The organism is Candidatus Dadabacteria bacterium (genome assembly GCA_026706695.1).
GTDB lineage: Bacteria > Desulfobacterota_D > UBA1144 > Nemesobacterales > Nemesobacteraceae > Nemesobacter.
The window spans coordinates 1-10,128 of the sequence record JAPOYE010000087.1 but is presented as its reverse complement, the minus strand read 5'-3'; the positions used below and the strand labels follow the sequence as shown (position 1 = coordinate 10,128).

General features: G+C 50.8%; 8 protein-coding genes. 7 read left to right on the top strand and 1 reads right to left on the bottom strand.

The window, feature by feature from the left end; translation table 11 throughout:
- The coding region (locus OXG10_06545) for an IS5 family transposase (protein MCY3827021.1) at positions 1-641 on the bottom strand (641 nt) is incomplete at its 3' end.
- 625 nt (positions 642-1,266) lie between these two features.
- On the opposite strand from OXG10_06545, the gene OXG10_06540 reads away from it, so the two are divergent.
- The 7 genes from OXG10_06540 (at position 1,267) to purD (ending at position 10,009) form a co-directional block, all read left to right on the top strand.
- On the top strand, positions 1,267-2,037 hold the full coding sequence (locus OXG10_06540) for a scavenger receptor cysteine-rich domain-containing protein (GenBank protein ID MCY3827020.1): 771 nt from the start codon (positions 1,267-1,269) through the stop codon (positions 2,035-2,037).
- Between the two features lie 105 nt (positions 2,038-2,142).
- Positions 2,143-3,603 carry a cache domain-containing protein gene (locus OXG10_06535; GenBank protein ID MCY3827019.1) on the top strand — a complete coding sequence of 487 codons (1,461 nt, stop codon included), beginning with the start codon at positions 2,143-2,145 and terminating at the stop codon, positions 3,601-3,603.
- Between the two features lie 98 nt (positions 3,604-3,701).
- Positions 3,702-4,871, top strand: coding sequence for a Fic family protein (locus OXG10_06530; protein MCY3827018.1), 1,170 nt, complete (start codon positions 3,702-3,704; stop codon positions 4,869-4,871).
- Positions 4,872-4,989: 118 nt separating this feature from the next.
- The gene (locus tag OXG10_06525; protein MCY3827017.1) at positions 4,990-5,421 is read left to right on the top strand and encodes a single-stranded DNA-binding protein; all 432 of its coding nucleotides are present in this window, start codon (positions 4,990-4,992) and stop codon (positions 5,419-5,421) included.
- A gap of 31 nt (positions 5,422-5,452) precedes the next feature.
- Complete coding sequence (glmU, locus tag OXG10_06520; protein MCY3827016.1) at positions 5,453-6,838, top strand: bifunctional UDP-N-acetylglucosamine diphosphorylase/glucosamine-1-phosphate N-acetyltransferase GlmU; 1,386 nt, start codon at positions 5,453-5,455, stop codon at positions 6,836-6,838.
- Position 6,839: 1 nt separating this feature from the next.
- Positions 6,840-8,669, top strand: coding sequence for a glutamine--fructose-6-phosphate transaminase (isomerizing) (gene glmS / locus OXG10_06515; GenBank protein MCY3827015.1), 1,830 nt, complete (start codon positions 6,840-6,842; stop codon positions 8,667-8,669).
- Between the two features lie 59 nt (positions 8,670-8,728).
- The gene (gene purD, locus OXG10_06510) at positions 8,729-10,009 is read left to right on the top strand and encodes a phosphoribosylamine--glycine ligase (GenBank protein MCY3827014.1); all 1,281 of its coding nucleotides are present in this window, start codon (positions 8,729-8,731) and stop codon (positions 10,007-10,009) included.
- The last annotated feature ends 119 nt before the right edge of the window (positions 10,010-10,128 follow it).

Sequence of the window (10,128 nt, the reverse complement as noted above, 5' to 3'; positions counted from 1 at the left end):
TCTCTTATCAGCTTGTTCTTCGCGTCCACGTTCACGTGGTTCTTGTAGCCGTAATAACTTGTCCCACGTTTTTTTGTCCATCTCGCTTCGGTATCCTTCTGGGCGCGCTTTTGTTTCTTCCACCCTCCAGGGGTTTCTCCCTTCTTTATTCTCCTGTTCTCATCCCTTGTGTTTCTCTGCTTCGGCACCGAAACTATGGAAGCGTCTATTATCTGGCCTCCCATCGCCTTGTACCCGCGTTTGTTGAGATGACCGTCAAAGTCCGCGAACAGCTCCTCAATCACTCCCGCCCGGGCAAGCTTGTCCCTGTACATCCACACCGTCCTTGCGTCGGGAACCCTGTCTTTGAGCTCAAGACCCAGGAACCTGGTGAAAGACAGGCGGTCCAGCATCTGGTACTCGACCTGTTCGTCGGACAAGTTGTAAAGAGCGCATAGAATTATCGCCTTGAACATCACTATCTCGTCCCAGGGCTTGCGTCCGGCGTTTGACTTGCGCTCCCTCTCCGGTTCCCGCCACACCGACCTGAGGCGGGGACGGAACAGTTCCCAGGGGATAATCGCGTTGAGTTTTACCAGGGGGTCTTTCTTGTCATCCAGTCTCACGTACCTGTCCTTTTCTCCGAAATCCAGCTGTTCCACTTTCCTTCCTCCGGTATTGTCTTGTACCTGTACCCGCTACCCCGTAATTTGACGGAGGTGGGGGTGAGCATATATATTTATTGCCACTTGAAGTGGAATAGAAAGGTATTTTTAGAAGTGCCTTCTAATTAAAAGCAGGGTGCATGGGTTTTATAGCTCAGGCAGGTGAAAAAATGCTGAGAGCCGTTTCAATGGTTTAGCCGCGGATTTCTTCTTGCGGCTTTGATTCTGGAAACGGGCGTGATTGATTTGCGTGCATGAACACTTGAAAAAGGTACGATAATCCGGTGTTGCTTTCCGCCGAAGGAGCATTAGGGAAATGAAAAACAATACTTTTCTTTCGATGTTTGGTTACGTGTGTCTTACAGTGGCAATGTTTCTGGGATCTATCCTTTTTATTGCTCCCGGCAGTGCACAGACTATAGAAGATGAGCTTCTCCGAGAGCAGTTCAGAGTAGAGTCATGGGTAGCAGTCTCTCGTAGAGCGCAAGTACAATTTTATGGCCAGCGCAATTTTAATAGAAAGTTTCAATACCAAGGTAAAGATTACACCGTCACCGCGTTTCGGTCAGGAGGTGCAGCTTCCAGATTTCCTGGGCAAGGCCCTACCGGAGGAAAGGTCAATGTGATTATAACACCCAAGTTTCCGCCCGACGGGGTTAGGAGTGCCGATTTCACTATGTATCTTGGTTCCAGTGGCAAAGATCTTGACAGCTTCAATTTCGGTGACGCAAGTGCTTCCGACGATGTGGGCAGGTATGATGGGTCGAGTGAGTGGTATGGGACGAGTGAGAGCATGCATAGTGGATACGTAGCCAATGATTTCAGCACTCAGAATGGCATAATAGTCATAGCAAAAAGAAATATTCCTGAGAAGTTGCAGTTTGCCAAAAGACGTCCGACACCTACCGAAACTTCGGGAAGGATCGAGGCGGTGAGCGACCTCAATGACGATGAAAAAACGAAAAAATGGAGAATATGCAACAAAGGTTTCGGTGTGGAAGAAGCGAAGGTCGCATGCAGGCAGCTTGGACTTGAAACGTCAGGAGCCAAACCCCTTGATCTGAGCACGACCGACTGGCTGAAACAAAGAAAGTCGGGAATTCAGGCCTGGGTCGATTTTTTTGAGATAATAGCCTTGAACATCACTCCGGTGTTGTTTGAGAATCTTGAGTGTACTGGCGATGAGGCTAGGCTTGTTGACTGCAACCACTCGATACTCGGCGTGTTTGCTGGGAACACCTGTCCGTTAAACACCGGTACAGCTGCCGTAATCTGCGGGACTCCTTCTTCTGATGACAATAACAATGCAGTTCAATGTCCTTGCGGCACAGCTCCGAATGGGAAATGCTGGGCTACTTCGCATTGCGGTCAGGGCGGAGGTTTTGGAGAGTAGCTGATGGTTTGCGGGTCATCAGTTCCGTACACTGTGTTTTTATCCGTACACCGTGCGCAACGCAGTTGTAAAAAACTGGTTTTAGCAAGTGAGGAGAGACGGGAGATGAGAAATCGCCTTAACAGTTTGTATGTGAGGTCAGCAGTGCCGCTTCAGCATGGTTCCAATGCCTCACCGCGGCGGTTCCAGAAAGATGCTAGATACTCGGGGATTGCCGCGTACCTGAAACTTCTTGTTCTTGCCTCCTGCGTATCGATGCTTCTGGGTGCTAATCCCTCCGCGGCCCACGACAATCCGCATCCTCAGAGACCCGTTGCCACGACGGCCAAGGATGTTGTGCTTGACAGAGAAAAGCTTCAGGACTTTGTAGATCATGCTTCACTTCACCTGTTTGCGACTTCAAGTTTTACTGAATCCCTTAACCTTATGAACAGCTTCAGAGTTGAAGGGCAATGGCGTTCCGGTTCCGTTTACCTTATTCTTCTCACGAAAAAGGGGGGCGTATACATTCATCCCGGGGACAGGGAGATTGAAGATCAGGACTGGTCTAAAAAACTTGTGGGGTGTAACGGAGAGAGCTGGAGTGAACTGGTGAACAAGGGGGCTGGATGCGTAAAATATGCGGGACAGGATATGGACAGTCCCGCGGGTTACGCCGTAGTTACGGGCGGGTACTTTGTACCTTTCAGCAAACCCGGCAGCGGCCCCGTTGTTGAGAAGGAATTTGTTCTCCTCGGAGGTCTTGATTACAGGCCCGAACCGGATTCTTACGCTACCTTTGAAGACCTGAAAGACAGCCTGATTGATGGCTTTGCCAGTACCAATCCGGATATTGAGGACCCTGAGCGCTTCAGAGCGGAATTTGAAAGGGTGCTTACACCCAGCATAGACGCCGCGGACGTACGCACACAGAGCCATATGAGAGAGTTTCTTGCAAGCGCTTTCACTTTCATCACCGCATCTTTTGAAATTGAACTGTTTGATCCTGTCATACTGCGCAAGATTTTCAGATATGACGGGGGTCCCTGGAGAAGCGGCTCCACTTACATCTATATTATGGATGAGGTAGGCAACGTGATATTTAACGCGGTCAACAGGAACTTAGAACAGACGGACCTTTGGAACTTCGAAGGAGAGCACAAGGAAGGCAGGGAGGAGGACTATCGCTTTTTCATTCAGAGAATCATAAAAGCAGCGCAAAGCAGGCCGGAGGGAAATTTCGTTGAATACGACTGGGACAACCCGAATGTTGAAGGTGATGAACCGGTTAATCTCGACGACCCCGGCGGCAGTTCGTCCAAGCTTGGCTACGCGATACAGCTCCCGTTAGATGGCGAGATGGGTAAAGTCTATGTTTTCGGCACGGGACTGTACCTCATTCAGGAAGAAGAGGCGGTTGATGAAAGCGACAGCGGGTGTTCGCTTGCCGGTCCGGATACAGAAGCCGGAAGCGCCACGGCGAACCTCCTTGCGGTTATGGCTCTGCTTGCTCTCGCGCTTCTGTCAGGAATCGTTTTTTCCACCGCCCGCCGCCCTTTTTATGTTGTTTGGAGTCAGTTCAACTAACATAAAACTCTGTTCCTGTTAGTTCTTACCTTGTAATTCTCGCTCATGTTAGTTATTTTTGCCTAACTAACATGAAACCCCATTTGTTTTAGTTGCCCATGGAAAAGAAAAAGCGTATTGGCACATATATCAGAAGTTCGGTTGTTGCCGGTGAGTACTATGATTCCTATATTCCCAGGCCTCTTCCGCCCGACCCGCCTCTTTGCGTGGATGAGTTTTATCTTCTGCTTGATCATGCGAATGCGGCGCTTGGGCGTCTTGACGGTCTCTGTGCCGCGTTGCCGGACACTTCGATCCTTCTTTACATGTATATCCGCAAGGAAGCTGTGCTTTCATCCCAGATCGAGGGAACACGGTCTTCTTTATCCGATCTGCTGTTATCTGAAAACACGGGAGCTTCCGGTGTTCCGTCAGACGAAGATGTCGTTTCGGTGTCGCGTTACGTGAGGGCCATGAAGTACGGCATTGAATGTCTGGAGAAACTTCCGCTTTCCTTGCGCCTTATTCGGGAAATTCATGAAAGACTTATGGACAGAGAGCGTGACAGTCACGCGCGTCCCGGCGAGTTCCGCACTTCGCAGAACTGGATAGGAGGCCCAAGGCCGTCTACCGCACGGTTTGTTCCTCCCCCGGCTGAAAACCTGATGGAGTGCCTGGGAAGTCTTGAGAACTTTCTTCATGATAAAACCATAAGACTGCCTGCGCTTGTAAAGGCCGCGCTTGTTCACGCGCAGTTTGAGACTATACATCCTTTCCTTGACGGAAACGGACGTGTCGGCCGCCTTCTCATAACTTTTACTCTTTACGCCTGGGGAATAATAAAAGAACCTCTTCTTTATCTCAGCCTCTATTTCAGAATCAACCGCCCGGCTTACTACGATCATCTGCAGGCCGTGAGAGAAACGGGAGACTGGGAAGCGTGGATCAGGTTTTTTCTGGAAGGCGTGATAGAGACCGCTGATCAGGCTGCCCTGACTGCGAAAGCGGTTGCGGGTCTTTTTGAAAAAGACGAGGCCCGTATCGAAAGTTCGGGTAAATCCACTCCGGGACTCCTGAAGATATACGATCATTTAAAGCACTGCCCTGTCAGCACCACGACAGGAATCAGGGAGCGCCGCGGAGTCTCTCTGCCCACCGTGATCAGAGGCCTTGGCCGTCTTGAACTTCTTGGAATTGTAAAGGAAATCACGGGCAGGGAGCGCAATAAAATTTTCGTGTACGCGGAGTACCTTGATATTCTTAACAGAGATACAGAAGCGATTTATTAGCCGTCGGATTGTTAAGCCGCGGGCACTGTCTCGGACTTTTTTGCTTAAGTGGTATTTAAATCCGCCGGGTCTTCATGTAAATTCCTTTTACATATCAAAATGGCGGTGATAAAAACTCATGGCAGCGGTTAACAAGGCCATAATACTCGGCAATCTGGGAAGAGACCCGGAAGTGAGGTACACGACGGACGGAAATGCGGTTACCACCTTCTCGGTTGCTACCACGGAAACACGAAAAGACAGAGACGGAAACTCTCAGGAACACACGGAGTGGCACAGGATAGTGGTGTTTGGAAGGCTTGCGGAAGTCTGTGGAGAGTATCTTGCCAAAGGGAGATCGGTTTACGTGGAGGGTTCCATCAGAACCCGTTCATGGGACGACAGGGAAGGAAACAAGAGGTATACGACCGAGATCGTGGGAAGAACCGTGCAGTTTCTCTCTCCCAGAGGGGAGGGCGGAAGGCAAAGCCGCTCCGAGGTGCCTCCGCCCGAGGATGATTTCACCTACGAAGAGGGCACTGGCATGACGGACGACGACGTTCCGTTCTGATTCTTTTGGTTTTTACTGACACATTAAGGTTATGTCTCTGGCCGTTATAATTCTGGCGGCGGGCAAGGGAGTCCGCATGAATTCGCAACTCCCCAAGGTGCTGCACCCGATCCTGAAAAAGCCCATGCTGCGCTATGTCCTTGAAGCGGCGCAGAAGATGGAACCTGAGAAAACAGTGCTTGTTCTGGGACATGATTCGGAGCTTGTGAAGGAAGCGGTCTCGGGTTATCCGGTGGAGACGGTCATCCAGGAACCGCAGCTTGGAACCGGGCACGCGGTTTTGTGCTGCGAGGATTCATTCCGGGATTTTTCCGGGGACATTCTCATACTAAGCGGAGATGTTCCCGCGATAAGTTTTTTTTCTCTGCGCGAATTTACGGATTCTCACGTGAAAAACGGAGCGGATCTCTCATTAATGTCCGCTCTGGTGGAGGAACCCGGCGGATACGGGAGAGTATTGAGGAGTGCCGACGGAGAAGTGCTTCGCGTGGTTGAGGACAAAGACGCCACGGCGGACGAGAAGAAGGAAAATGAGATAAATGCGGGCGTTTACTGCGTGAATTCCTCCTTTCTCTGGGAGAGCTTGGGCGGACTTAGTAGTGAAAACAGCCAGGGAGAATATTACCTGCCAGGAATTGTGGATCTCTGCGTTCCCCGCAAACGCAGACTTCTGGCTTTTTGCCTGGCGGATCCAAAGGAGGTGTCCGGAGTGAACAGCAGAGAGCAACTCACCGAGGCGGAAAAAACCATGAGACAGGCGATAAACCGCCGCCACATGGGAAACGGGGTTACCATAGAGGATCCCGAAACCACCTACATATCAGACTCTGTCAGCATAGGGAGGGATACGACCGTGTGTCCCAATACCTATATTTACGGCGAGACCAGTATCGGCGATGGTTGTCGCATAGGGCCTTCTGTATACATTGAAGATTCGCGGATAGGAAACAATGTCGAGATAAGGTTTTCTTCCTATCTTGCGGGGTGTAAAGTCGAAAACGGCGTCGTGATGGGTCCTTTCTGTCACCTGCGGCCCGAGGCCAGGATAAAAGACGGGGCCAGGATCGGCAACTTCGTTGAGATAAAAAAATCGGAAATAGGGGTTGGTTCCAAGGTCCCGCATCTTTCCTACGTGGGAGATGCCGATATCGGCGACGGAGTTAATATCGGTGCCGGAACCATCACCTGCAACTACGACGGGGCAAACAAGCACAGAACCGTGATCGAGGACCGCGCTTTCATAGGAAGCGACACCATGCTTGTTGCGCCGATCAGGGTTGGAAAAGATGCTACTACGGCCGCGGGTTCCACGATAACGAAAGATGTTTCCCCGGGCGCTCTGGCCATAGAACGTGCCGGGCAGAAGGAGATAACCGGCTGGGCGGAGAGAAAAAGGGCAAAGAAGAGGAAATCCTGAAATGTGCGGAATAGTGGGATACGTGGGAAGTTCGGACAGAACCAAAAGCGTTCTCTGCGAAAGCTTGGGGAGATTGGAGTACAGGGGTTACGATTCTTCCGGGATATGCTTTGTCGAGAACGGCCGTTCCCGCGTCATAAGAAGCGAGGGAAAACTTGAAAACCTTTTCGCCAAGCTAAAAGACTGCGAAGTGACCTCTTCACTCGGCATCGCTCACACCAGATGGGCCACCCACGGCGATCCCTCGGAGCGAAACGCCCACCCTCAGGTATCCGGTCCGGTAAGCGTAGTGCATAACGGAATAGTGGAAAATTATCCCGAGCTTAAGGAGGAACTTGTTGCCGCAGGTTATGAATTTTGCTCCGATACCGATACCGAGGTCATCTCTCATCTGATCCGCGATTTTACGGAAAAAGGAAACTCTCTTCTTGAGTCAACGAGAAAAGCCTTTGAGAAAATAGAGGGCTCTTACGCTGTGGCGGTCATGTCGGATACAGAACCCGGGAAGATAATCGCCACCAGGCGTTTCTCTCCCCTTATAATAGCGCGCAACGGAAACGAATGTTTTCTGGCTTCAGACATCCCTGCGATTCTGCCCTACACTAGGGAATTTATTTTCCTTGAGGATAACGATTTCGTGGTTCTGGAAGAAAACGGCATTTCCGTAACCGACGCCGCCGGCAGTGAAGTTAGCAGAGACCCGACGGTTGTGGACTGGGACCCTTCGGTAACCGAGAAGTCAGGATATCGCCATTACATGCTGAAGGAAATTTTCGAACAGCCCGCGGCCATCTTCGATACGCTTCGGGGGAAATTCACGGCGGACATGAGGAAGGTGGTTCTCGAGGACGTGGACCCCTCGCTTCTCCAGGGAGCGCAGAGAATCGTTATCGCGGCCTGCGGCACCTCATACCACGCCTCCCTCATAGGAAAGTACATGGTAGAGGAAGTCGCGGGAGTGAACACCCAGGTGGAGCTTGCATCGGAGTTCCGACACAGAAATCCGGTCGTTGGCCCCGACACCCTTTTTATCGCGGTTTCTCAGTCGGGCGAGACCGCGGACACCTCGGAGGCCCTTTCGAAGGCAAAGGATCTTGGCATGAACTCAATCGGAATAACGAACGTTGCGCTGAGCAAAATCTCAAGAGAGTCTGACTGCGTCATAGCTACAAAGGCGGGACCTGAGATCGGGGTTGCCTCCACAAAGTCTTTCACGACGCAGATAATGGCGTTCTATCTTCTTTCCGTATATCTAGCGATTTCAAGGAAGACGGTTGATTCAAAAAGGGCTAGGCAGCTGATAGCCGATGCCATATCGGTTTCAAAACTCCAGCAGGAAGTTCTTGGGCTCGATGAACGTCTCAGGGAGCTTTCAAGAGATTTTTACGGTTACAGGAATTTTATATATCTGGGCCGGGGAATTAATTACCCCGTGGCCCTTGAAGGAGCGCTTAAGCTAAAAGAGATTTCATACATCCACGCCGAAGGATATGCCGCCGGGGAGATGAAGCACGGTCCCATAGCTCTTATAGACAGGAACATGCCCGTTGTGTTTATAGCTCCGGAAGAGGATGTATATTACAAAAAGCTCCTTGGAAATTTTCAGGAGGTAAAGGCCAGGGGAGGGCGAATAATTTTCATAACGTCGGATAGAGAGCTTCGACTTCCCGACGAAAGGGACAGGAAGATAGTGATTCCGAAAAGTTCTTACCTTGTAAGCCCGATGGTATCGGTTATCCCCGTTCAGTTTATGGCTTACCACATAGCCAATATTCTGGGGACAGATGTTGATCAGCCGAGGAATCTGGCCAAGGTTGTCACGGTTGAATGATATCACGCCTTTGCCGGGCACAATGATATCCTTGCATCTAATTTTATAAGAGGTTTCAAATGAAAGTACTTGTCGTCGGAGGTGGCGGGAGGGAGCATGCGCTCTGCTGGAAAATAAGCCAAAGCCCTCTTGTGGAGAAAACCTACTGTGCTCCCGGAAACGCCGGGATAAGCCGCCATGCCGAGTGTGTGGCTATCGGCGTCGGAGATTTTGATTCGCTTGCGCAGTTCGTCAAGAAAGAGTCGGTGGATCTTACAGTTGTCGGTCCCGAACAGCCTCTTTGTGAAGGAATAACAGATTTTTTTGAAAAAGAGGGTCTTTTGGTTTTTGGTCCCTCTAGAGCCGCGGCGGAGCTTGAAGGAAGCAAGAGTTTCTCAAAAAACCTTATGAAGAAATACGGAATTCCAACCGGAGAATATTCCGTGTTCACCGATATCGGGCAGGCGATTGCCAAGATAGGGGAGAGCGAGCCCCCTTTCGTGGTGAAGGCAGACGGTCTCGCCGCCGGCAAGGGCGTTATCATATGCTCTTCTCAGGCAGAGGGAGAGGAGGCGCTTCGCTCAATGATGGAGCGCGGAGCGTTCGGCGAGGCAGGAACGAAGGTCGTGATAGAGGAATTTCTTACGGGCGAGGAGGCTTCCTTTTTTGCCTTTACCGACGGGGAAACCGTACTTCCTCTCGAGCCTTCCCAAGACCATAAGCCAATCTTTGACGGAGACAGGGGACCGAACACGGGAGGCATGGGGGCTTACACTCCCGCCCCCGTGGTTACCGACCAGCTTAGGCAGAGAATAATTGACGAAGTCATGGTTCCAACCGTGCGGGCGATGAAATCCGAGGAGAGAACTTACAGGGGGATTCTCTACGCCGGACTGATGATAAAGGACGATGACCTCAAGGTGCTTGAATTTAACTGCCGCCTCGGCGACCCCGAAGCCCAGCCTCTTCTTATGAGAATGGAATCGGACATCGTTCCTATCCTTTATTCAATAGCCCGGGGCGAGATGAAGACGGATCCTATAGAATGGAAAGACGGCTTCTGCGTCTGCGTCGTCATGGCTTCTAAGGGTTACCCGGGAAGCTACGACAAGGGGGTCGAGCTTAAAAAACTCATGGATTTTTCCGATACCCGCGAGACCGTAATTTTTCACGCGGGAACCGCTTTTTCCGAAGGCAGACTTGTTACAAGCGGCGGCAGGGTCTTGGGAGTTACCTCCCATGGAGATACCATAGAGGAATCCATACGGAGTGCATATAAGGCCGTCGATTCCATTTCCGATGAAAACCTGATCTACAGAACGGATATAGGAAAGAAGGCGCTTTTGCGGGTCGGTCCCTGATGCGTCTTGAACATATCCGTCTTAGAAATCCCAGACCCATGAATTAATGACTTTTAGGGTTTTTTGGGAGAAGCTCCAACCATTTTTAGACAGCGTTTAATAAAGTCTATATAGCCCCA

Bases quoted from the DNA above. Each gene is read 5' to 3' on its own strand.
- OXG10_06535 (MCY3827019.1), top strand. From the start codon at position 2,143: ATGAGAAATCGCCTTAACAGTTTGTATGTGAGGTCAGCAGTGCCGCTT.
- OXG10_06530 (MCY3827018.1), top strand. From the start codon at position 3,702: ATGGAAAAGAAAAAGCGTATTGGCACATATATCAGAAGTTCGGTTGTT.
- OXG10_06525 (MCY3827017.1), top strand. From the start codon at position 4,990: ATGGCAGCGGTTAACAAGGCCATAATACTCGGCAATCTGGGAAGAGAC.
- glmU (MCY3827016.1), top strand. From the start codon at position 5,453: ATGTCTCTGGCCGTTATAATTCTGGCGGCGGGCAAGGGAGTCCGCATG.
- glmS (MCY3827015.1), top strand. From the start codon at position 6,840: ATGTGCGGAATAGTGGGATACGTGGGAAGTTCGGACAGAACCAAAAGC.
- purD (MCY3827014.1), top strand. From the start codon at position 8,729: ATGAAAGTACTTGTCGTCGGAGGTGGCGGGAGGGAGCATGCGCTCTGC.